This is a genomic window from Hydrogenophaga sp. (genome assembly GCF_018780385.1).
Classification (GTDB): domain Bacteria; phylum Pseudomonadota; class Gammaproteobacteria; order Burkholderiales; family Burkholderiaceae_C; genus Hydrogenophaga.
In genome coordinates this window covers 681,073-701,905 of sequence record NZ_JADMJO010000003.1, presented here as the reverse complement: position 1 = coordinate 701,905, position 20,833 = coordinate 681,073, and the positions used below count along the sequence as shown (strand labels likewise).

Annotated in this window: 19 protein-coding genes and 1 pseudogene; 12 read left to right on the top strand and 8 right to left on the bottom strand. The window is 65.0% G+C overall.

The window, feature by feature from the left end:
* Window positions 1-8: 8 nt before the first annotated feature.
* Window positions 9-791, top strand: a complete 783-nt coding sequence (locus IV113_RS03840; protein WP_291080970.1) for an SDR family NAD(P)-dependent oxidoreductase — start codon at window positions 9-11, stop codon at window positions 789-791.
* A gap of 95 nt (window positions 792-886) precedes the next feature.
* Complete coding sequence (locus IV113_RS03835; protein WP_291080968.1) at window positions 887-1,255, top strand: hypothetical protein; 369 nt, start codon at window positions 887-889, stop codon at window positions 1,253-1,255.
* A gap of 11 nt (window positions 1,256-1,266) precedes the next feature.
* Here the strand turns inward: IV113_RS03835 and IV113_RS03830 are convergent, their stop codons facing one another.
* Together IV113_RS03830 and IV113_RS03825 are read right to left on the bottom strand one after the other, a co-directional pair.
* Window positions 1,267-1,686, bottom strand: coding sequence for a PaaI family thioesterase (locus IV113_RS03830; protein ID WP_291080966.1), 420 nt, complete (start codon window positions 1,684-1,686; stop codon window positions 1,267-1,269).
* A 451-nt stretch (window positions 1,687-2,137) separates the two neighbouring features.
* Window positions 2,138-3,592 (bottom strand): M28 family metallopeptidase, encoded by a 1,455-nt coding sequence (locus IV113_RS03825; RefSeq protein ID WP_291080964.1) that lies wholly within the window; start codon window positions 3,590-3,592, stop codon window positions 2,138-2,140.
* Window positions 3,593-4,316: 724 nt separating this feature from the next.
* Here IV113_RS03825 and IV113_RS03820 point away from each other — a divergent pair.
* The 3 genes and pseudogenes from IV113_RS03820 to IV113_RS03810 form a co-directional block, all read left to right on the top strand.
* Entirely contained in the window at window positions 4,317-5,981 is a 1,665-nt protein-coding gene (locus tag IV113_RS03820; RefSeq protein WP_291080962.1) for a hypothetical protein, read from the top strand.
* A 10-nt stretch (window positions 5,982-5,991) separates the two neighbouring features.
* On the top strand, window positions 5,992-6,321 hold the full coding sequence (locus tag IV113_RS03815) for a hypothetical protein (protein WP_291080960.1): 330 nt from the start codon (window positions 5,992-5,994) through the stop codon (window positions 6,319-6,321).
* 145 nt (window positions 6,322-6,466) lie between these two features.
* Window positions 6,467-6,989 (top strand): annotated as a pseudogene (locus IV113_RS03810) (methyl-accepting chemotaxis protein); the annotation flags it as partial.
* A 42-nt stretch (window positions 6,990-7,031) separates the two neighbouring features.
* On the opposite strand, the gene IV113_RS03805 reads toward IV113_RS03810, so the two are convergent.
* Complete coding sequence (locus IV113_RS03805; protein WP_291080958.1) at window positions 7,032-10,223, bottom strand: AAA family ATPase; 3,192 nt, start codon at window positions 10,221-10,223, stop codon at window positions 7,032-7,034.
* A 132-nt stretch (window positions 10,224-10,355) separates the two neighbouring features.
* Here IV113_RS03805 and IV113_RS03800 point away from each other — a divergent pair, with 132 nt between their 5' ends.
* Both IV113_RS03800 and IV113_RS03795 read left to right on the top strand, forming a co-directional pair.
* Window positions 10,356-10,562 carry a hypothetical protein gene (locus IV113_RS03800; RefSeq protein WP_291080956.1) on the top strand — a complete coding sequence of 69 codons (207 nt, stop codon included), beginning with the start codon at window positions 10,356-10,358 and terminating at the stop codon, window positions 10,560-10,562.
* A gap of 49 nt (window positions 10,563-10,611) precedes the next feature.
* Window positions 10,612-10,986, top strand: coding sequence for a group 1 truncated hemoglobin (locus tag IV113_RS03795; protein ID WP_291080954.1), 375 nt, complete (start codon window positions 10,612-10,614; stop codon window positions 10,984-10,986).
* A gap of 185 nt (window positions 10,987-11,171) precedes the next feature.
* On the opposite strand, the gene IV113_RS03790 is transcribed toward IV113_RS03795, so the two are convergent.
* Both IV113_RS03790 and IV113_RS03785 read right to left on the bottom strand, forming a co-directional pair.
* Window positions 11,172-12,965, bottom strand: coding sequence for a BTAD domain-containing putative transcriptional regulator (locus tag IV113_RS03790; RefSeq protein WP_291080951.1), 1,794 nt, complete (start codon window positions 12,963-12,965; stop codon window positions 11,172-11,174).
* A gap of 45 nt (window positions 12,966-13,010) precedes the next feature.
* Window positions 13,011-13,286: a DUF4242 domain-containing protein gene (locus tag IV113_RS03785; RefSeq protein WP_291080947.1), complete on the bottom strand. Its 276-nt coding sequence runs from the start codon at window positions 13,284-13,286 to the stop codon at window positions 13,011-13,013.
* A 420-nt stretch (window positions 13,287-13,706) separates the two neighbouring features.
* Between IV113_RS03785 and IV113_RS03780 the strand changes: the two genes are divergently transcribed.
* Window positions 13,707-14,186: a hypothetical protein gene (locus IV113_RS03780; RefSeq protein ID WP_291080944.1), complete on the top strand. Its 480-nt coding sequence runs from the start codon at window positions 13,707-13,709 to the stop codon at window positions 14,184-14,186.
* On the opposite strand, the gene IV113_RS03775 is transcribed toward IV113_RS03780, so the two are convergent.
* The 3 genes from IV113_RS03775 to IV113_RS03765 form a co-directional block, all read right to left on the bottom strand.
* The gene (locus tag IV113_RS03775; protein ID WP_291080942.1) at window positions 14,110-14,892 is read right to left on the bottom strand and encodes a gamma-glutamylcyclotransferase; all 783 of its coding nucleotides are present in this window, start codon (window positions 14,890-14,892) and stop codon (window positions 14,110-14,112) included. The two genes, IV113_RS03780 and IV113_RS03775, sit on opposite strands and share 77 nt — an antisense overlap.
* A 31-nt stretch (window positions 14,893-14,923) precedes the next feature.
* Complete coding sequence (locus IV113_RS03770; protein ID WP_291080940.1) at window positions 14,924-16,219, bottom strand: NAD(P)-binding domain-containing protein; 1,296 nt, start codon at window positions 16,217-16,219, stop codon at window positions 14,924-14,926.
* A 71-nt stretch (window positions 16,220-16,290) separates the two neighbouring features.
* Entirely contained in the window at window positions 16,291-17,067 is a 777-nt protein-coding gene (locus IV113_RS03765; protein WP_291080938.1) for an enoyl-CoA hydratase, read from the bottom strand.
* Window positions 17,068-17,209: 142 nt separating this feature from the next.
* On the opposite strand from IV113_RS03765, the gene IV113_RS03760 reads away from it, so the two are divergent.
* From IV113_RS03760 to IV113_RS03745, 4 genes are read left to right on the top strand one after another with little or no spacing between them, the layout of a single operon-like run.
* Window positions 17,210-18,388, top strand: coding sequence for an acetyl-CoA C-acetyltransferase (locus tag IV113_RS03760; RefSeq protein ID WP_291080936.1), 1,179 nt, complete (start codon window positions 17,210-17,212; stop codon window positions 18,386-18,388).
* A 13-nt stretch (window positions 18,389-18,401) separates the two neighbouring features.
* Window positions 18,402-19,226 carry an ABC transporter ATP-binding protein gene (locus IV113_RS03755; RefSeq protein WP_291080934.1) on the top strand — a complete coding sequence of 275 codons (825 nt, stop codon included), beginning with the start codon at window positions 18,402-18,404 and terminating at the stop codon, window positions 19,224-19,226.
* Window positions 19,223-19,942, top strand: coding sequence for an ABC transporter ATP-binding protein (locus tag IV113_RS03750; protein WP_291080932.1), 720 nt, complete (start codon window positions 19,223-19,225; stop codon window positions 19,940-19,942). The genes IV113_RS03755 and IV113_RS03750 overlap by 4 nt, the downstream gene beginning before the upstream one ends.
* Before the next feature lie 12 nt (window positions 19,943-19,954).
* Complete coding sequence (locus IV113_RS03745) at window positions 19,955-20,827, top strand: branched-chain amino acid ABC transporter permease (protein ID WP_291080930.1); 873 nt, start codon at window positions 19,955-19,957, stop codon at window positions 20,825-20,827.
* Window positions 20,828-20,833: the final 6 nt, after the last annotated feature.

The window sequence follows — 20,833 nt, the reverse complement described above, 5'->3', positions numbered from 1 at the left end:
TCTTTGCCATGCAACTCAATTCAAGCGTCTCCGCCGTCGTCACCGGCGGCGCCTCCGGCCTGGGCGCGGCCACCGCGCGCCGCCTCGCCGCGCAGGGCGTGAAGGTCGCGCTGTTCGACCTCAACGCCGCACAGGGCGAAGCCCTGGCCAAAGAACTCGGTGGCATCTTCTGCTCGGTGGACGTGACCAACGAAGAGCAGGTGGATGCCGGCTTCGCCAAGGCCCGCGCCGCCCACGGGCAGGAACGCATTCTGGTGAACTGCGCCGGCACCGGCAACGCGGTGAAGACCGCGAGCCGCGACAAGGCCACCGGCGAGATCAAGCACTTTCCCACCGCCAACTTCGACCGCATCATCCAGATCAATCTGGTGGGCACCTTCCGCTGCATCGCCAAGTCTGCCGCCGGCATGCTCACGCTGGAGCCGCTGCAAGACGGCGAGCGCGGCGCCATCGTCAACACCGCATCGGTGGCCGCACAAGACGGCCAGATGGGCCAGGCCAGCTACGCCGCGAGCAAGGCCGCCATCGTCGGCATGACGCTGCCCATCGCCCGCGACCTCATGGGCGAAGGCATCCGCGTCAACACCATCCTGCCCGGCATCTTCAACACGCCGCTGCTGCAAGGCGCTCCCGACAACGTGAAGGCCGCGCTCGCCGCGTCCGTGCCCTTCCCCAAGCGCCTGGGCGAACCCGACGAATACGCCCACATCGTCGAGACCATGGTGACGAATGGCTATTTCAACGGGGAGAGTGTGCGGCTGGATGGGGCGATACGGATGGCGCCTAGGTGACGAGGGTTCCGTGATCGTTTGAGCGATCCCGGTGTCAGGGGGCCATTCGCAGCGACCGGCTAAGCTTCGGCCGTCCTGGCCCTCGCATTCACTCCATGAAGCTGCCGCTGTATCGGTACCAATGCCCCACCTGCGGAGGTGCGCTTGGCCGCACCGATCTGTACCCCCGGCCTGAGCTCTATGAGTTCCAGTTCCCTTCGTACAAGACGCCGCTGGCCAAGACGATTCTGGCCACCGTGATAGCCGGGTTCGGGCTCGCGTTCGTCAGCCTCTGGCTGGCGACGCTGACAGTCATCGGCGTCGGAGAGCGGCTGCTCAAGCCTTTGGGCCAAGTGACTTCAATGCAGCGATTGCTGCCATCTGCGCTCGCCAGCAAACTACAAGCCTTTGCCACCTTGCAGTCATCCAAGTCCAGACTTTTTCAGTTTTTGAAGGGCAGGTTTTGGAGGCGTTGCCGCCACTGACGTGTGAGGATTCAGGCTTCAGTCGGCAAGACTGTCAACAGCGTCTCTCCAACTGCGACCAGCTTCTCGACCCCGTTCTCGATGGCGAACAGCTCACAACAGGTAAACACCTGCTGCTTGCCTGGTTTGACGACACGGGCTCTCGCAACAAAACGCTGTCCGGACGCTGGGCGCAGACAATTGACTGAGAAGTGGGCAGCCAGCAAGCGCGGACCAACCAGAGTCGCCGCCGCAAACCCGCAGGCGGTGTCAATGAGCGCGCCCACAACCCCTGCATGGAGGAAGCCGGAATACTGACCAACCTCCTTGCGCCAAGGCATTGCCAACTCCACCGCACCAGGTTCGCAGGACACAACTTCAAAGCCGCACCATCGGTTGAACTCGGCCGAGTCATTGATGCGCCGTACAAGCGTGGTCGGATCCTTGTTCATGCCTCAACTCCAAACAGATGTGCTGTCTGGAAAATAGAACATGAAGACTCTCAGTCCTGTCCGTAGCGCGACAGCTGCCTTTTTTAGATTGCGTTCCGCGGCAAATGGCTGACGAACCCACGTTGGTGGGTAGCAGCTCGCGGGCTCGAACGCTGGACTTCAGGAATCGGCCATTTGCGGGCGCTCATCCCTCATAAGTGAATGACAGCCGCACTGATCTCGGACATTCGTCGTCGAGGTACCAAATTGTCAGGACCTTGCCTTCCGGTCATTGCGGCAAGCTGCGCTTGAACGGTAGCAGGCCCTTCCATACCTGTCGTTCCACCGCGTTCGGTGGACTGGCGCTGTCCCAGCAGGGCGAATGCGCGCCGCCGCTTCCCGACAGACTGGGGTGCCCACAAGGAAAAACGCCCCGGTGGGGCCGGGGCGTTCATGTGTCGACAGGTGGGACTCAGCGCGTCGAGTTCCCGTGATGGTCGTTTTCCTCAACCGGCGGCATCTTGAAGTTGCCCTTGCCGCGCTGCCCATTGATGGTCTCGGTATTCATCCCGAACTGAAGCACCGCGTACGCGACTGCATCGCTGTTGACGTCAAGCGCGGTGTCGTTGTTGTTGTTGTAGGTGTCGCAGGCCAGGTGGTAGCACGGGTCGTACTGGTCGCCCGCCGTGCCGCCCCACAAGCCAGCCTCCTCAGGCGTCTTGATGCCCTCGGCGCCGGTGAACAGGCCGCCCGCCGGGATGAGGTTGGCGATGAACGGGCCGTAGTCGGAGCGCCCGCTGAAGTCGGTGCCTTTGAACGGCACGCCACGCTGTTTGAAGAACGCTTCGAACGTCTTTTCGATCTCGGCAGACCCACCCGGGCCGGGGCCTGCGCCTTCGGCGTCGGAGTCGTCACCGTCGTAGATGAAAAACACGTGGTTCGGCGAGCCGACCATGTCGAAGTTGAGGTAAAGCGCGATCTTCGCCTTCTCATCTGCTGTCAGCCCAGCAACGTAGGCGGTGGAGCCCACCAGCCCCGCTTCCTCAGCGCCCCACCATGCGAAGCGAAGCTTGTTGCGTGGCTTGACCTTGGCCATCTGGATCGCTGTTTCGAGGATCGCAGCGCTGCCTGAGCCGTTGTCGTTGATGCCAGGGCCGCGCAACACTGAGTCGAGGTGCGCCCCTGCCATCACGATGTTGTTCGGATCTCCATCGCGCGATTCGGCGATCACGTTGTACTGCATCACCTGCTGTGGTGCGTCGACGCGCACGCGCGCCGTCGCGCCCGCCTGCGCGAGCGCAGTTCCGTCAGCGAACGACGCGCCAACGACCGGAATCGTTACTCCCGAATCAACCCCCAGCGTACCCACGATCAGCGGCTCGCGATCGGGTGTGTTTCCCTGGTTGAAAATGATGACCGCCGTGGCGCCCGCAGCCTGCGCGTTCTGGGCTTTCAGCGCGAATGCGCAGGTGCCGCGTTGTACGAGCGCGATGCTGCCGGCCAAGAAGCCGGCGAAGTCCGCTGCCTCGCAGCCGCTGGTGCTGGCGCGGGGAGGCGCGAGGTTGATGTCGACGGCGAAGACGCTACCGGTCACGTCGCCGAACCCAGTGCCGGTGAAAGCGCCGGACTCGTAGGTGGCGTTCACCGGTGCAAGCTGCTGCAGCAGCGGCAGAGCGACGTAGGTAAACGGAAAAGCGTTCAGCGTCACGGTGTACCCAGCGGCCGTCATCTTCTCCGCGATGTAGGCCACGCTCTGGTCATAGCCAGGCGTGCCAGCGGCGCGCACGCCGCCGTTCGCGTCGGCGATTGCCTGAAGTGCCGCCTGGTGGCTGCGCACGCCCTTGAGCGTGACGCACTCGAGCAGTTTGTCAAAGGTGTTGTTGACCCGGTCACTACAACTTGCCGAATAACGCTGGGCCGTGGCCATGTCCGCGGGGTCGTCACCCCCGCCGCCGCCGCAAGCCACCACCAGCAAGGCAGCGACCGCTGTCGCCGCCAGACGTCCTCGACTCAAGTGTTTGAAGTGTTTGCCCTGTGCGCCAATCGGCTTCATGTTTGTCTCCTGGGATGTAGGTCTTGTAGAACCTCGCCACCGGCTGTTGCCTGGCTATCCCGGTCAACACGTCAACCACGAGGAAGCAGCAGCGTACTCCTCGCTCCGGCCATCCGCAAGTGCCATTCAAAAAGAGTAACCGTTCACCCCCCCCCCCTAAAGTCAAATGACTTCGATGCGGTAGATCTCTGGGCTGTAGGGCGAGAGAAATTCGAACTTGACACCTTGCTTCTTCAGCAGCGCAAGTGCTGGTTAGATGGCAGCAGCTCAGCGATGCGGAACGCTTGGCGGCTTTGGCTGTGCCAAGCAGTGAGGAGTTCAAGGACCTGCCGCCCAGCCAGATCGTGCCCCGCCTGGCTGACAAGGGCCAGTATGTGGCATTCCACCAATTGGGTAAATGCAAAGGCAAGACGGTTGCAGGTTGCCTCTGCAGCCATGAGAATCCTTAGTTAGTTTTTCAACCGGGAAATGGTCATGCCTTTTTCTGGGCGCCACACTCACAAACCTCGGCGGCCATTCGTTCGCCGCCGGGACTGGCGCTCCCATGAAGCCTGCGATCTGACGTAGGCTGCAACCTCTTCACCCATACCCCATCCCCATGAAAATACTCAGCGGCGCACTCCACCCACCACTTTGGGCATCCCTGATCTTTGTCGCCGCATTGACCGCCTGCGGCGGGGGTGGGGGGATTGAATCTGCTTCCACGCAAAGCGTTTTCTCGATCGAAGTAGATTGCACAAACTGCGGAGCAACCAGTCCCAACATCTTCACGCCAGGCTCAAGTGCGGGCGTCTGGAAGTACGTCAACGTGAGTGGCAGCGAATCAGTCGCCAAAGTGGCCATCTCGGGGCTTGCTGGGCAAGATGTCTTCATGACAATCACCAACCCCACCGACGCCGACATCGCCTTGCCCGTGTCGGGAAACTATCGGACGGGCGGAGCGGTCCTCTCCGTTTCCTCCAGCGTCAAGAGCGCGACCACAAGTTCAAGTGCCAAAAGCGATGAAGCGATGTCAGATTTCAACGCTGCGGGCTTTAGAGGCTACTTGAACAAGAACGTCGCTCAGTCAAAGGGTGGGCTTGCTGTCAAAACAATCCTTAAAGCCACCACCGGCGACACCCGTCGATGGATCGACTGCCTGAACACCGACTTCAGCGTCTGCAACTCCACCGACAACGGGCGAGACACCACCCTGGTCGAGCAGCGCCTTGCCCAAGATGGCCGCACAGTGAACTTTTGGGTTGAGAACAGCGAGCGTGGACCAAGTCGCATTACCGATCCAATGGTCAGTGAACTCATGTCGGCATACGTCAACCCTCTCGGAATTCACAACTCCATCCGATCCCTGGGCGGAGAACCCTGGGGCGCCACTCTGTACCCGGATGAACTGATAGCAGACAACCAGCGAATAGATATCGTCATCGCCAACCTGACCCCAAACTCCAGCCCCAGCGGCGTCCAGGGTTACTACTTCTCCGGAAACAACTTCCTGTCTGCCGTGTTTCCCGCTTCAAACGAAGCGGTGATGATGTTCATTGACTCGGAAGCGGCGTACCTCAATCCGGACCTGACCGCATCAAAGACTGTGTTGGTGCATGAAGCGACACATATGACCAATTTCTTCCGCCGCGCAGCTACCAGGGCGACCCCAGCGGCATTCGCGTTGTGGCTGGAAGAAACCACGGCAATGGTCGCTGAGGACATCACGGCAAACCGCCTCACACCAGGCTTCAATCCCGTGCGCGATCAGCAACTGAGCGACTACCTTTCCACACGCAGTGGAAATTGCAGCCTGACGAATTTTCAATCGACGATCGGCATCTGTTTCAGTTACGACGTCAATGGCGTATTTGGTGGTTACCTCGTTCGTCAATTGGGCGTGGATTTCTACAAGGCGCTGCTCAACAGCACCCACACCGACTCGGTTACGGCATTGGACCAAGCAATCAAAGCTTTCCGCCCCGCGTCAAGCCTTGGGCAAGAACTGAGATCATGGGCACAAGTGACCTTCGCAGGCACGCCCAGCAGTGACCTGCCGGCGGGGTTCGGCTACCCACGCGTAGTAATGGGTCCCAGTGGGTTTGACCTCCCCGGCATTGACCTCGTCACGTATGCCGGCATCAGTCGCTTTTCAAGCAGCTCCCCTGCCTCAGTGAGGTCACGGGCCAGTGTTTCTTGGAAACGTTCGGGCACTGTCGGCACCTTTACTGAAAACGTGATCGTGCCAGCGGGCACCGCGCTCACAATCACGATCAACAATTAGTAATCTGGAAATGATTCAGACCAAAATGACCAGCGATATCTCCCAGGTCAAGATCACCACCGCCTTGCTCGCCTTGGCCTGGCTTCTTTCTGGGTGTGTAGCTCAGGCCAAATCTCACTCGTTCGAGCTTTCTGGACGCATTGGCATCGAGGGTACTACCCAGTTCCAGCAACCGGTGCTGGTGGATGGCCAGGGAAAGAAGTGGATCCTGGACTGCACTAAGGGCAAAGCCAGCGCCCTGCAAGGCCGCCAAGTGCTCGCAGTTGTGACCATCGACCCCTCAGCGCCTGCATCGACCTTGGGCGCGCCCAGGGTCTGTGTACAAACGTTCAAGCCGTAGAACGCGTGCACGCCGAAGTGTTACCAGTGGCGTGAAATCGAAACTGTATCCCGAACGTTTCGCCCCCACCCTTGACATCACATTGAATAATTTCCATGCTCAAGCCGGGCAACGGAAAGACGCACCGGGCCTACCTCTGGGCCCCGAGCAGCAAGCCTCCGCACTGGAAGAAACCTCGGCGTCCATGGAGCAAATGGGTTCTACCGCCAGCCAGAATGCGGACAACGCCCGTCAGGCCAACCAGCTCGCGGCAAGCGCCAGCACGGTGGCCATGCAAGGTGGCGAAGTGGTGAACCAGGTTGTTCTCACCATGAAGGGCATCAACGACAGCAGCAGGAAGATCAGCGACATCATCGGCGTGATCGACGGCATTGCCTTCCATACCAACATCCTGGCCCTGAACGCAGCGGTAGAAGCCGCCCGGGCTGGTGACCTCCATTCAGCGTGTGAGCGATATCGTGAGCGAGATCAGCAGTGCCAGCAGCGAGCAGAGCGCCGGTGTGGGCCAGGTGAGTGAGGCTGTAAGCCAGATGGACCAGGCCACACAGCAAAACGCTGCACTGGTCGAAGAAAGTGCTGCCGCTGCGTCCAGTCTGCAGCAGCAGGCCCAACAGCTGGTGCAAGCGGAATCTCGTTGGCTGTATGTCCAGTTGGTGCGGCAATGCTGACGTTGTAGGCCGCCGTTTGTGCACGCTCAGCTTCTACAAAGATCAGCTGCGATCACGACGTCTTGACACTCGCTTCGCAGCCAGCGCTTCACATCGTTCGGCGTCCAGCGGTTGACCCGCTTCCCGAAAACGCAAGGCTGCTGCGCCAAAGCGCGAAGCCGTCTCATCTCGATGACGTCCTTCGGCGACACCGATATGTCCGCACACTTCCTGGTGGGCTGCGTACCAAGCGGGCAGGCGCATGACCACGTTGGCCAGGTAGGCGCATTGCTCTTCGTGTTTGTGCGCCAGATCAATCTCGTCAGCGCGCGCGGCCGCGATGGCAGCCGGGATCGCGAAGGTAATTCGGCAACCTGGACACGTCTCCAAGGGTCCACGAACCGATTCGCTGGCATCCTCCATCACGTGCAACGCCGCAGCAGGGTCATCGGCATGCAGACTGATTCGGGTGCCGTAGATGCGGTCCAGCAGATGAAAACCGATGTCGGTCTGCCTTGCAACATCGAGTGCTTCATCGATCAAGGCACGGGCTTCATCGCGGCGACCTTCGTGCAAAGACACCTCGGCCAGCCGCTGCAGCGACAGCGCCTCCCCCACCGGCCCGCTGATGGCCCGGTGCAGGCGGGCCCCTTCACGCAGGTGCATCCGGGCAGCGCTCAAATCCCCGGCCAGCCACTCCGCCTCGCCGCGCAGCGTCGTTCCAAAGGCCAGGCCGCGCGCCGCACCGATCCGGCGCGCTTCGGTGCAGAGTGCCTCAGCGAAGGCGATCACCTCGGGATACGGTCGAGCGCCGTACAAAAAACGCTGGGTGATGCACAGGTGGCCGTCGAACACCCGCACCGCCAAGTGGGGCACATGACTGGTCTCCTGCAGGTCGGCCCACACGCTGCGGTGCAGATCACCGCGTGCGTGCGCCGCCGCCGCCTGCGCCCAGGAGGCAATCACCAGTGAACTGGTGTCCCCTGTTTGCAGCGCGAGCTGCCGTGCAATGGCTGCCTTCGCGGTGCCCATCGCCGGATCGGCCGCGCCCAGCGCAGCCGCGCCACTCCAGGCCAGCGCTTCGCACAGGCGACCCTCCACCGACGTGGGGTGAACGCCTTCCAGCGCGAGCAGCGCACCTTTGGGATCGCCCTGCTTCACCTGTGCCAGCGCGGCCTTGGCTCGCAAGTCGTGACTGCCCGGCTCCCCCGCCGCGTTGGCCGCGAGGCGGTACGCAAACAAGGCGGCGGGGTCGCCTTGGGCATCGAGCGCCTCAGCACGCAGCCGCAGTGCCTCTGCATGCTCGCCGTCCACAGCCAGCAGCGGCTCGAGCTGACGCAACGCGTCACCAAACGCCGCCAGGCGCATGGACTCGCGCGCTGCCGCCAACCACCAGACCACCGCTTCACGGGGCAGACCACCGGCTTGCCAATGTGCGGCAATGCGTCCTGGCGAGCCCTCGCACTCGACGAGCGCCTGGGCAATCAACCGGTGCATCTTGACGCGTCGATGCGGTGCGATCTGCGCCAGCAAAGCCTCACGGACCAGCGCGTGCCGGAACAGATAACGCCCGTGGGACACCACCAGAACGCCCGCCTCCAGTGCACCGTCCAGTGCTGAGAAGGCCTGAACCTGAGCCTGCGTGGCCAACGCGGTGACGGTGTCGACATCGAATTCATCGCCGGCCAGCGCCAGCCAGTTGAGCAGCGCCAGGGAAGAAGGCGGTGCATCGCACAGGCGCTCCGTGATCGCGTCCGACGTGCTCGCGGGCAGCCGTTGCAGACCGCCCGAGGCGACGCAGCGCGCGAGCTCGATGGCGACAAAGGGGTTGCCCTCCGCTTTGTCGGCAATGTGTTCCACCAGCTTCTGGTTTGCGGGCGGAGCCATCACGCGCTGCACGAGCCGACACACCTCGTCATGACCCAAGGGGTGCAAGTCCATCATCTGCAACACCCCGACACGCTGCAGCCGAGCCAGCCCGCGCGCCAGTGCAGCGTCTTGAGCCATGGGCCGGACCGTCATCAACAAACACAGCGGGGCACCGGCCATCGCCAGCTGGATCAGCACCTCGGCGTCGGAGTCTTCAGCCAGGTGAGCGTCATCCACCTGCACCAGCAAATCGCCTCCAGCGTAGCCACACACCAGCAGACGTCGCACGGCGCCCACCACCTGGTGCCTGCTGAGCGGGCCGGAGAGCTTTTGAGCGGGCGCGGCCAAAGGGGTGAGTTGTGCCAGCACCGCATGCGCCGGTGCACCCATCCGGTCGAGCACGCTTCGGTCTTGCAGAATCAGGCGCTCGGCCATCGAGATGACCAGACTGTAAGGACGGCCGCTTTCGGTGGCGTCCACACGCAGCACCTGCCAGCCTCGCTGGCGCGCTTCGGCCTCGACCTCCCTGCTCAGTGCACTCTTTCCGATGCCGGCAGGTCCCCTCAGCCCGATGCCTCCGAGTCGCTGATCGGTCGGCACCTGCAACCAGGCAACGATCTGGGCCAGTTCGACGCTGCGGCCCACAAACGCGGGCCCGTCAGCCTGCAGACCCGCAATGCACCGGTCATAAAGGGCGCGCGTCCGCGCATCGGGCGTCACGCCCAGTTCATGCTGCAGCGCCTCACGCAGGTGGGCATACCAATGCAGGGCTGAGGCGCGGTTGCCTTTGTCCAGCGCCTGTTGCATCAGTTCACGGTGCGCAGCCTCGTCTGTGGGCTCCAGCGTGGCAAGCCGTTCCCACTGGGCGCTGGCGCGCAGCAGCGCGAGCAGCCGGGCACGAAGCCGCTCCCGGGTGGCTTCGGTCCACGGTTCGTAGCGCGACCCTGGCAGCACATCGCCCGTGTAGAGCTGCGCGGCGCTTGCGCACGCGGCTGGATCGGCCTGGCGAAGCGCTGCATCTGCCAGTGCTTCGAAGGCATCAACATCAACCTCGGCAACACCATGAGGCCACAACACCAGCTCGCCTCCCGCGATGGTGATGGCGTCATGCCGACCCAGCGCCTGGCGCGCGTGAAACACCGACTTGCGCAGATTGGCCGCGCCCGCTTCAGGCTCCAGCTGCGGCCACAACGCGTCGATGATCAGGTCCTTCGTGGCGCGCCGTCCAGGTTGGAGGCTGAGCAGTTGGACAAGGTGCGAAGCCCGCAGGCTGGGCCAGCGCTCGGCCGGCAACTCAACGCCCTCTGCGACGACTGTGAAGCGGCCCAGCAGACCAATCGAAAGTCGACCGGCGGCGTGGGTTGGGCGCGGGTTGGCGGTGTTCATGGCTGGCAGTGTGGGCCGTCTCGACGGGCTCGACAAGTGCCCCACGCGCCAGGAACGTTTCAGGAACGATCCATGGGAATGATGGGCTCCAGTCGCGCAATCCCGCCCGGCTTGACCACCCAGGAGCAACCCATGAACACCGAACACATTCAGGTTCCCCTGTCCACCCATGGACAGGCCCGGCTCGACCTCCCGACCCCATTGACACATGAACTGCTGACCGTGCTTGAGCAGTCACTGGCCCAAACCCTAGCCCGGCTGCGCCGCAGCCTGTCGGTGGATGCCGTCGATCCTGCGCTCATCGAGTACGCCTCGTGGATGCCGGCCGGTCGGCAGTGAAAAATGCGCCAGCGAAATCTCAGCAAACACCACAACCAGGAGAACCACCATGCAAACCGTTTCTGCAACCACCCTGTATGAACGCCTGGGCAGCCACGACGGCATTGCCCGCATCACCCGCGAGCTGATCAAGAACCACCTGAGCAACCCGCTGGTAAAGACCCGCTACGAAAACATCAAGGACCTCGAACGCGTTGAGCAGCGCGTGGTGGAATTCTTTTGTGCCGGCGCGGGCGGACCTGAGTCCTACAGCGGCCAAGACATGCTGGCAACACACCGTGGCATGAACGTGAGTGAGCAGGAGTTCATCACGGTGATCGATGACGCCATGGACGCTTTGGAGAAGTGCGGTGTCGAGCCGTCCACACGCACCGAAGTGCTGGCCATCCTGTGGTCGCTCAAAAGTGACGTCATTCGCGTTTGAACCTAAACCTGTTCGGGTAAACCTCTTTGAAGGAACCGACTTTTCGCAGTTTCCCGGACAGTTGAGATCTGGATTGGTGCAGTCTCGGGCGCACATCAGATGGTGCGATGCGGGCTTGCTCGACCATGAAGCGCCGATATGCGAAGCCTAACTGACAAAGGGTCACACGAAGGGTGCTGCTTGGCTTAAAAATCCCTCAAGACGAGAGAGTGCAATACCGGATTCCCGATTTCGGTGGCCAACTGCCTGGCTCCGTCGATTGCGCCGGGCTCGCCCAGCCTCCCGCGGTACCAGTGAGAGCGGGCCACCAACTCACGCATGCCTGCACGGGCGGAAATGACCGTCAGCTGGCGCACCCACTCCGGTCCCCGGTCATCGCCATGTGCGAGAGCCATAGAGCACAGCCCATCCATCACATAGCCACCGCCCCAGACATAGGCATCGGGCAGCCGCATGCAGCGCTGAAGCGTATCCAGCAAGATGGCGAGACCCCCCTGAACATCTCCACGCGCGCCGGCGATCAGACCCAGACCACGCCCCGCGATGCCTTCCCAGCAGGGATCGGCCAGTTGGCAGCCCAATGCGAAGGCGTTTTCGAATCGATCCGCCGCTTCGTCGATATGCCCCAGCAGCAGATCCGCCTCGGCGCGAAAGGACTGTGGCCACGGCAGAAAGGCCGTCCACATTCTGCGTGCTTGGTCGATACACCGGTCCAGCACGATAGCTGCCTCGTCGTAACGCCCCGTCAGAACCAGGATTCGGCCGATCATGGATTCGGCGTAAATGCTCAGCTTGCTGTCGGCGGAGTCCAGGGCCCAAGCCTGCGCCTGAAGGAGTTGCTCCAGTGCGGCCCCGTAGTGCGCCGTATCGCTCAATATCGATCCCTTTAGCGTGGCCAGGCGGGCCTGTTCAGCGACTTCATCTCGCACCAGCGGACTGGCCCGGGCCACCCAGTTCAGTGCACGGTCGTAGCGACCGAGAAGAAATTCCACGTAGCCCAACTCGCGACAAGCCGCCGCGACCTGTTGTGGCGCAGCGGCTTCCCCGATCGTGATGGCTTCGTGCAGGGCTGTTGCTCCCTCGGCGTCACGGCCGCGCGCGGCGTGAACCAGCGCGCTGCCAAGTGCCACGCGCGCCTGCGCCCGCAAGGTGGGATCACCTGTGGCGTCGGCGTCAGCAATCGACCTGCGCAGGCACTGCAAGCCCGCATCCAGCGCGCCGGCGCTGATGGCCGCTTCGCCAGCTTCCAGCAGGGCAAGAGCACCCGCCCGCCCTGTGGCCGGACGGGCAACCACGGCCGAGGTGTTGGTGCGCAAGGCATCGCTCAAGGCCGGCCCGGGCGACACACCCAGCTCTCGCTGGAAAAGCTCCCTGCACGCCGCCGCCTGGCGCGCAGCGCCGATGCCATCGCCAGCGCTCGAGAGGCAGCGCACCAACAGCACCTGAGAATTTTCTTCGAGCGGATCCAGCGCCAGGAGTCGACTGGCCAGGTCAAGCGCCTCGGCGATAGAGCCATCCGTCAGGCGGGCCAGGGCTGCCTCGTGCAACACGGCCTGAGCAGTGGCATGCATGCGTCGTCGTTCAGCCTCCAGCCAGACCTCGAACGATGGACTGCTGGCGAAGCTCATCCCTTCAAGCAACTCGCGACCAAGGCCGGGCAATAGGACGCCCTCGGCCGCGCTCCCGCGCCGCAGCACATCAATGTCGATGATCAGGTCCGGATCTCGGCGCAAGACGACTGACCCGCCGCGCAGGCAGTCCGGGCCCAGACCCCGACGAAGTTCGGTGAGATTCCACCGAAGTGCCGCGAGCGGATTTTCAGCATCCTCGAACAACAGCCGCGCCAAATGCTGCCGGCTCGCTACGCCCTCATGGGTCACCAAGTAGGCCAGCAGTCCCCAGGCCTTGTGCCCGCGCAACACCACGGTCGTGCCATCCCGCCCTATGAACTGGGGCACGCCCAAGAGCTGGATGAACATGGCCATGGTGTGAGTGTGGCACCACTCGGCCACGGGCCGACGATCTCAGGCCTCGGCTGTGGTCGGATCGATCATCGTGACAACGCGGGCCACGCAGTCTGCGGGGAATCCCCCGCGGCGAGCGTGCTCTCGAATCAGCTCTTCGCTGGTGGCGTTGTACACGCAGTAGATTTTGTCGCCGGTCACGTAGCTGTGAACCCATTGCACATCAGGACCAAGCTCGTTGAGTACACCGCAAGACTTCTGAGATATCGCCTGCAGATCAGCGGCGCTGGTGGCGCCGACATTGGGGATAACGCGTTCAATGACAAACTTGGGCATGGTCGTTAACTCCTGGAGGGTTGAAGGAGTCTCCAGCTTGACTGTCGATCGTTTGAGCGGGCGTTTGAGCATGCGGCCAAAAGCAATGGGCCAGCCACGATCTGGGGACTGGTGAGCGACCTACAGCAGCCAGTCACAGCCCCGATCTCTGAAAGACCGGTGTCCACTGGTTGACATCACGCGCACTGGCCGGTGTGACCGACTGCTCGCAGTCTGAAGGGACAGCCACCACGCTGTATCCGCAGGCCAGTCATAGCTGCGAGCAGCATGCCAGGCTCGGTGCTCGCCTTGCCGGCGGTGGTCAGTTTGGACAGGACCTAACAATCCGGCACCCCACAAATCAGGCGTGGTTATTGCAAGCACCGGTGCTAGAGTGCCTTCGGCATTCGCGTCCACCATCCACCCGAAAGGACCACCAAGATGTTCGACCTCCCGATGTTCACCCTCATCCATGTCCTCATCAGCGTGCTCGGCATCGTCGCCGGGCTCGTGGTCATCGGGGGCCTCATGGGTGGCGCCCGGCTCGATGGCTGGACGGCGTTCTTCCTGCTCACCACCATCCTCACCAGCGCCACCGGCTTCTTCTTCCCGGCCGACAAGGTCACGCCTGCGCACGCGGTGGGTGCCATCTCGCTGGTGGTGCTGGCGGTCTGCCTGCTCGCGCGCTACGTGAAGCAGCTGGCGGGCACATGGCGCAGCACCTATGTGGTGACGGCGGTGGTGGCGGTGTACCTCAACGTGTTCGTGCTGGTGGTGCAGCTCTTCGTGAAGACGCCGCCGCTGGCGCAGCTCGCGCCCACCCAGGCCGAGCCGCCGTTTGCCGTCACGCAGGGGCTGGTGCTGCTGGTGTTCGTGGTGCTGGGCTGGGCGGCGCTGCGCGGCTTTCGCCAAGCGCGCTGAGCTGGCGGGCCACCACGCGCTGCAGGCGCCACAGGTTCGCGTCCCGGATGCCCAAGCGCTCCATCTGATCCACCGTCTGCATGAGGTATTCGGCACCCGATCCCCAATGACCGACGGCCGAACACAGCACGGTCGCGATCTCGTTGCTCGTCAGGCCCGCGACGAAGTTGGGCCCCTTGCGATCGGCGGCAAACGTGATGGCGCGCACGGCAACGCCGTCGGCCTGCGCGACCACCCACCGCGGCGGTGTGTTCGGCGGCTTCACCGTCATCTCGCGCCGCCACAACTTGCGCAGGCTGGCCATGGCTTCATGGCCTGGAATGCGGAGCAGCGCGCCGCGGCAGCTTCCGCCCGGCACCAGCGACATCATCAGCCCCGGTTGGGCCGGGCTGCCCCGAAATCGCGTGAGGCGGATGCAGAACGCGCGGTGCCAGCCCGGCAGCACCGCGGCCCGCTGTTCGGCCACGTCGAAGGCCGGATTCCAGAGCAGCGAGCCGTAGGCAAACACCCACACGTCCTCGCCAGCCCAGGCGCCCCTGTCGAGCAAGGACTGGAGCGACGCCTCGTAGTCGCTGTCGTTGTGGACGACGACACCGGGCGCCGGTCCTTCGTCCTCGACCTTGCGCGCGATCAGCGCCACCAGCTCCGGTGTCAGGCGCGGTGACTTCACGACACGCGATGGCGGCGCAATCGGCTCGGGGTTCATGGGGTTTTTCCTTCCGATGCGAGGCACCGCCTCAGGGTATGGGGTAGGGCTGCCCGTCCGGGGTGTTGAGCGCGATGCTGCGGTAGTGCGCGTGCCAGGTGTCGGGCGGGTAGCTGGCCGGGTCGCGCGGGGCCAGGTGGCTGACGATGTCGAAGTGGTTGAGCTTGTGGCCCATCGCCACCTCGTCCAGCCGCGCCGTGCCCTGTATGTGCGACATGATCGTGCGGCACAGCAGCGAGTACGACCAGGTGGCCGAGCCAATGCCGTCCAGGCCGACGCCGGGGAAATACAGGTTGCTGGCGTCCAGGCTGCGAAAGATGCAGCCGCAGCGCGCGGCCAGCTCGTCCAGCGTGCGGATCGAGGCGATTTTTTCTGACGCGAAGTACGACAGGTCGATGCCGTAGCCGGTGCCCCAGAGCAGCACATCGGCTTTCACACGCTGTCCGTCCGACAGCGCCACCGTGTCGCCCGCAATGCCTTCCACGCTGGCGCGGTGCCGTTCGATCTCCACATAGTGTTCGAGCATGCCGGGGCGCCCGGGAATGAGCTGGTCGCGCAGCACGTCGAAGGCCTGCGTGGGCATGATGTCGGTGATGCCGAACTTTTCATAGCGGGCGCGCATGTCGGCGCCAATGGTGGCGCTTTGCTGTTCGGCCGTCATGCCGCTGGCCTGCAGGCGGGCAAAGCCGCGCACGCTGCCGGCAATGTGCTTGGGCTTGTGCGTGGGCACAAACCAGCGCGTGCCCCGAAAGGCCCAGACCACGCGCCGCGCGCCCTGCTGAAAACACAGGTCCAGCAGGTCGAAGGCGGAGGCACCCCCGCCCACCACCAGCACGCTGCGGCCCGCGAGCACGCCCGGGTCGCGCAGGGCGCTCGAGTGGAACTCCTGCACCGTGCTGTCGGTGCGCGGGAACGCGGGAATCACCGGCGTGTTGTGCGCGCCGGTGGCCGCCACGAGGTGCCGCGCGTGCACCAGGCCCCTGGGCGTGGACAGTTCCCAGCCCGCTGCGTCCTCGCGGGCGGACTGCACGGGCGTGTTCAGCTGGATGCCGCCGGCCAGGCCGAAGTGGTCGACCCAGGCTTCGATGTTGGCCAGTATGTGGGGCTGGGTGGCGCCCTGCAGCGGCAGCTCGCCCAGCTGCCAGTCGGCGGGGCTGATCTGGATGTCCTGCCACGCCGGGAGATCCCGCCACAGCCCGCCCACGCGGCCCTGGCGCTCCAGCACGGTGGCCGCCAGGCCGGCCCGGCGCGCGTAGGCCAGGGCCACGACACCGGCCAGGCCGCCGCCCACGATGGCCACGTCGAATCGCTTGCCGGTGCTTTCCATGGGGGGCTCCTGCGCGAGGGTGTGGCCGCATCATGGCCCATGCGGGCCGCGCGTGTCCACACGCAGCCCGCTCAGCCCGTCTGCGCGCGCCCGCGCTGCTGCACCGCGTCGCGCCGCCGGGCCAGCGCCTCCGGCGTCTGCGCCACCGCCCATTCGCTGGACCGCCGCGCCTCCAGCGCCATCGCCTCACCCATGGGCAGGTCAAACCCCTCATCGATCAGCCGCTTGTAGGCGCACAGCATGCCGGGCTCGGCGCTGGCCATGTCGGCGGCCAGGGCGAGGGCGGCGGGCAGCAGGGCGTCGGGGCTGAGCACGCGGTTCACCAGGCCCCAGCGCTCGGCGGTGTCGGCGTTGACGAAGTTGCCGCTGAAGGCCAGTTCCTTGGCGCGGGGTAGGCCGATCAGGCGGCTCAACTTTTGTGACAGGCCCCAGCCGGGGATGACGCCGATGCGCGCGTGCGTGTCTGCAAAGCGCGCTTCGGTGGAGGCCAGCAGCATGTCGCAGGCCAGGGCCAGTTCAAAGCCGCCAGTCACGGCCGCGCCGTTCACGGCGGCGATCACCGGTTTGCCGAACGCGGTGAGCGCGCGCACCGGGTCGTTGGCTCCTCCTAGCGTGGGCACGCCTTCGCTGCCGAGCTCGCGCAGGTCCAGCCCGGCGCAGAAGGCCTTGCCGGCGCCGGTGAGCACCACCGCGCGCACGGTGTCGTCGGCGTCCAGGGTGTGCAGCGCCTGCACCAGCGCACCACGCAGCGCGGCCGAGAGCGCGTTGAGCGCCTGCGGGCGGTTGAGCGTGAGCAGTGCGCAGCCGGGCAGGGGGTGGCTGACGAGCAGGGTGGCGGTGTCGGTCATGGCGGGGGCGTCCTCTTGAAAACGGGTGCGCGCAGTGTGCGCCGCCCAGGGCGTTTCAAAAATCGTCCGTTCCGACGACGCCCCTGCCGGGGGGGGCGCCCAGAATGGCCGCAACCCCCATCAACCCGTGAGATGCATCCCCATGTCTGAAGCCTATATCGTCGCCGCCGTCCGCACCGCAGGGGGGCGCCGAGGCGGCCGCCTCGCCGGCTGGCACCCCGTGGAAATGGCCGCCCGCGTGCTCGATGAGCTGGTGGCCCGCACCGGCGCCGACCCGGCCCTGGTGGAAGACGTGATCATGGGCTGCGTGAGCCAGGTGGGCGAGCAGTCGACCAACGTGGCGCGCAACGCGGTGATGGCCTCGTCGCTGCCCGACTCGGTGCCCGGTACCTCGCTGGATCGCCAGTGCGGCTCTTCGCAGCAGGCGGTGCACTTCGCGGCGCAGGCCGTCATGTCGGGCAGCATGGACGTGGTGATTGCCGCGGGCGTCGAGTCCATGACGCGCGTGCCCATGTTCAGCCCTTCGTCGCTGGCGCAGAAGGCCGGCATGGGCTTCTACCAGAGCCCTTCCATCAACCGCCGCTACAACGACGTGGTGTTCAGCCAGTTCGTGGGCGCCGAGATGATGGCGAGCAAATACGGCTTCGTGCGCGAAGACCTCGACCGCTTCGCCCTGCTGAGCCACCAGCGCGCCATCGCCGCCACGCAGGCCGGCGCGTTCGACGCCGAGATTCTGCCGCTGCCGGTGCGCGACGCGAATGGCGTGGACACCGCCGACATGCACACGAAGGACGAAGGCATCCGCTACGAGGCCACGCTGGAATCGATCCAGGGCGTGAAGCTGCTGCAAGAGGGTGGCGTGATCAGCGCGGCCAACGCCAGCCAGATCTGCGACGGCGCCACCGGCGTGATGGTGGTCAACGAGCGCGGCCTGAAGGCGCTGGGCGTGAAGCCGCTGGCGCGCATCCACCACATGACGGTGATCGGCCACGACCCGGTGATCATGCTGGAAGCACCCATCCCCGCGACCGAGCGCGCGCTGAAGAAAGCCGGCATGAACATCGCCGACATCGACCTCTACGAAGTCAACGAGGCTTTTGCCTCGGTGCCGCTGGCCTGGCTCAAGGCGCTGGGCGCGGACGCCGACCGCCTGAACGTGAACGGCGGCGCGATCGCGCTGGGCCACCCGCTGGGTGGCTCGGGCACCAAGCTCATGACGACGCTGGTGCACGCGCTGGGCGCGCGCGGCAAGCGCTACGGCCTGCAGACCATGTGCGAGGGCGGCGGCATGGCCAACGTCACCGTCATCGAACGCTTGTGACGCCCGCCTTGCCATGACCCCCCATAAAAGAGATTCCGGAGACACGACAAACGCCACCCCCCTGCTGCAGGTGCAGGGGGTCACGGTGCGCTTCGGCGGCATCGTGGCGCTCGACGGGGTGTCGTTCGACATCCGCCGGGGCGAGATCTGCGCGCTGATCGGCCCCAACGGCGCGGGCAAGAGCACGCTGTTCAACTGCCTCTCGCGCCTGTACGAGTGCAACGCCGGCAGCATTGCGTTTGACGGCCAGACCATCTCGCGCCTGCCGCGCCACCGCATGGCGGGCATCGGCATCGGCCGCACGTTTCAGAACCTGGCGCTGTTTCGCACGATGACGGTGCGCGACAACGTGCGCGTGGGCTGCCACAGCAAGCACCACGCGGGCATGCTGCGCAACGCCTTCCGGCTGCCGGGTGCGGCGCGCATCGAGGCCGAGGCGCAGGCGCGCGCCGAATCGCTGATTCACTTCCTGCAGCTTGGCGACGTGGCCGAGCGTGTGGTGGCCGACCTGCCGTTCGGCACGCAGAAGCGGGTGGAGCTGGCGCGCGCGCTGGCCTGCGAGCCGCAGCTGCTGCTGCTCGACGAACCCGCCTGCGGCCTGAACCACGAAGAGCTGGAAGGCTTGGGCGCACTCATCCGCGACATCCGCGACCGCCTGGGCGTGACGGTGTTGCTGGTGGAGCACCACATGGGCCTGGTGATGAAGATTTCCGACCGCGTGGTGGCGCTGAACTTCGGCAAGAAGATCGCGCAGGGCACACCGGCCGAGGTGCGCGCCCACCCCGAGGTGATCCGCGCCTACCTGGGCGCCGACGAAGAAGAGGGCGCCACGGCATGAGCAACAACCTGCTGGAAGTGCGCGGCCTGCACGCCCGCTACGGCGCCACCCAGGTGCTGCAGGGCATGGACCTCGACGTGGCCGAGGGCCAGGTCACCGCGCTGCTGGGCGCCAACGGCGCCGGCAAGACCACCACCCTGCGCGCGCTCTGTCGCTTCATGGTGCAGGCCAGCGGCTCGGTGACGCTGGCGGGCGAGCGCATCGACGGCCGCTCGACCGAACAGATCGCCCAGCTCGGCGTGGGCCATGTGCCCGACGGGCGTGGCACCTTCATGGGCCTGAGCACCGAAGAAAACCTGCAGCTCGGTGCCTACTCGCGCCGCACGCGCAGCGGTGTGGCCGACGACATGGAGCGCATCTACGGCTACTTTCCGCGCCTGCGCGAGCGCGCCACGCAGCAGGCCGGCACGCTCTCGGGCGGCGAGCAGCAGATGCTGGCGATCGGCCGCGCGCTCATGGGCCGCCCGCGCCTGCTGCTGCTCGACGAACCCTCGTTTGGTCTCGCGCCGCTGATCGTGAAGGACATCTTCGCGATCATGCGGCGCATCAACCAGGAAGAGAAGGTCTCCATCCTGCTGGTGGAGCAGAACGCCAAGCTCGCGCTCGAGCTGGCCGACACGGCCTACCTGCTGGAAACGGGGCGCGTGGTGCTCAGCGGCCCGTCGGCCGACATGCGCCAGAACGACGCGGTGCGCCGCGCCTACCTCGGTGAATAGGACTTTTTCCCCATGAATGAATTCCTGCACCAGTTGCTCGCCGGCCTGGCCACCGGCGGCATCTACGCCAGCGTGGCGCTCGCGCTCGTGATGATCTACCAGGCCACGCACCACATCAATTTCGCCCAGGGCGAGATGGCGATGTTCTCCACCTTCATCGCCTGGACGCTGATCCAGGCCGGCTTCCCGTACTGGGCCGCCTTCGCCACCACGGTGGTGCTGTCCTTCGTGCTCGCGGCGGCGATCGAGTTCGCGGTGATCCGGCCCATGCACGACGCGCCGGTGCTCTCGGTGGTGGTGGTCTTCATCGGCCTGCTGGTGATCTTCCACAGCCTCGCTGGCTTCCTGTTCGGCTACACCATCAAGCCCTTTCCGAGCCCGTTCCCGGCCGACGCCTGGTATGGCGGCAGCCTGATGTCGGCGCACGAGGTGGGCGCCATCGTGGTGGCGCTGGGCATGGTGGCGCTGCTGTTCATGTTCCTGCGCTACACGCCGCTGGGCCTCGCCATGCGCGCGGCCGCGCAGAACGCGGCCTCGTCGCGGCTGGTGGGCATCAACGTCGGTCGCATGCTCATGCTGGGCTGGGGCCTGGCGGGCGCCATCGGCGCGGTGGCCGGCATGATGGTCGCGCCGGTGGTCTTCCTCGACCCGCACATGATGACCGGCGTGCTGCTCTACGCCTTTGCTGGCGCCCTCATCGGCGGCATCGACAACCCGATCGGCGCGGTGCTCGGCGGCTTCATCGTCGGCGTGCTGGAAAACCTGATCGGCACCTACGTGGTGGGCACCGAGCTCAAGCTCTCGGTGGCACTCGCGCTGATCATCGGCGTGCTCATCGTCAAACCCTCCGGTCTGCTCGGCAAGACCATCGTCACCCGGGTCTGAATCCCC